Here is a 1,485-nt window from a genome sequence, read left to right as displayed (position 1 = left end):
AGTTCCGCAGCTTCTGACCACTTGTACACTACTAATTTTAGTGAGCTGGCTGGTGGCAAGAATGGATATGTATATGAAGGTATTGCAGGTTACGTCATTCCTACCGTAATAGATAATTCTACAACTTCCTAGCGTTATCGAGTTTTGCCAAGCTTTACCAGTAGGTCGCTCAATTCGTCATGCATTTATGAAATGCTATACTTAGGGACTAGCAAGTAAAAAAATATCTAATTATTTATTGTGGGATGGGCGTCTTGCCCCATCTATGAGCTGGGCGAGCTAAAGAGCAACACCCCACAAGATTGGATAATTTATCAATTTTGACAAGGGGATGGGGGGACAAGGGGAAATTGTCTCCCCATTTCCTTATCGGGTGGCAACACGATGCGGGTTTAATACCCCACCAATGAAGGTGGCTGATCTTCAGGTGGGGTTCGTCAAGTTCGGAACGCTACATAGTGCTTTTTGTCAACTAGAAGCTTTCACCACCGCTTCCGCTTGGGAGTGCAACAACAAACCGTATTCCAAGCCCTCTACCACCGCTTGATAGGAAGCCTCCAAAATATTGGTGGAAACCCCTACTGTTGTCCAGCGTTGATGACCATTGCCCGATTCTACAAACACACGAGTTTTCGCCGCAGTGCCTGTATGTCCATTGAGAATCCGGACTTTGTAATCTGTCAAATCAAAGGTTGCTATTTGGGGATAAAAGTTCACTAAAGCCCTGCGTAAAGCCGCATCCAAAGCTGCCACGGGCCCATTACCTTCGGCCGCCTCCAAAATATTTTTCCCATCAACAGCGACTTTGACTGTAGCTAGAGCATTGCTAGTTTCTTTCCCCTCAATCAAGTCACAGTGGACTTGAAAACCTTTGATTTCAAAAAACTGTTGGCGATCTCCCAAAGCTTCGTGCATCAACAATACAAAACTTGCCTCTGCTGCTTCAAATTGAAATCCTTCGCTCTCCAAGTCTTTGAGGCGCTGGAGAATTTGCTTGGCCTCTGCCTTTAGCTGATCGAGTTCAATCCCAAAACTGCGGGCTTTGGCTAAAACATTGCTGAGTCCAGACTGTTCAGAAATCACGATGCGGCGATGATTCCCGACTTGTTCCGGCTGAATGTGTTCGTAAGTCAGGGGATTACGTTCCACGGCTGATACATGAATACCGCCCTTGTGGGCAAAAGCCGAACGTCCCACAAAGGGAGCGTGTTCATCTGGCGCGAGGTTGACCACCTCACTAACAAAACGACTAGCTTCTGTAAGTTGTGTTAGCTGGTCTTCTGTGATACAACTGTAACCCGCCTTCAGTTGTAAATTGGGAATTAATGAACAGAGGTTAGCATTACCGCAACGTTCACCGTAACCGTTAATTGTCCCCTGTACCATCTTTGCCCCTGCCATAACGGCGGCTATTGCGTTAGCAACCGCCATTTCCGAATCATTATGAGTGTGAATTCCGATTTGCGGCATTGGAGATTGGGAATC

At 46.4% G+C, this 1,485-nt stretch carries 2 protein-coding genes; one reads left to right on the top strand and one right to left on the bottom strand.

What is annotated here, in order from left to right:
• Window positions 1-132 (top strand): hypothetical protein (locus Q0541_RS34390; RefSeq protein ID WP_366941850.1); only part of this gene is annotated, 132 nt, incomplete at its 5' end.
• A 336-nt stretch (window positions 133-468) separates the two neighbouring features.
• On the opposite strand, the gene cimA is transcribed toward Q0541_RS34390, so the two are convergent.
• Window positions 469-1,485, bottom strand: a 1,017-nt coding sequence (gene cimA, locus Q0541_RS09940) for a citramalate synthase (RefSeq protein WP_298908955.1), incomplete at its 5' end; no start/stop codon positions are given.

The sequence above is a fragment of the uncultured Nostoc sp. genome (genome assembly GCF_937863485.1).
Classification (GTDB): domain Bacteria; phylum Cyanobacteriota; class Cyanobacteriia; order Cyanobacteriales; family Nostocaceae; genus Nostoc.
The sequence above is the reverse complement of the archived record's forward strand: the minus strand, read 5'-3'. Positions and strand labels throughout refer to the sequence as shown.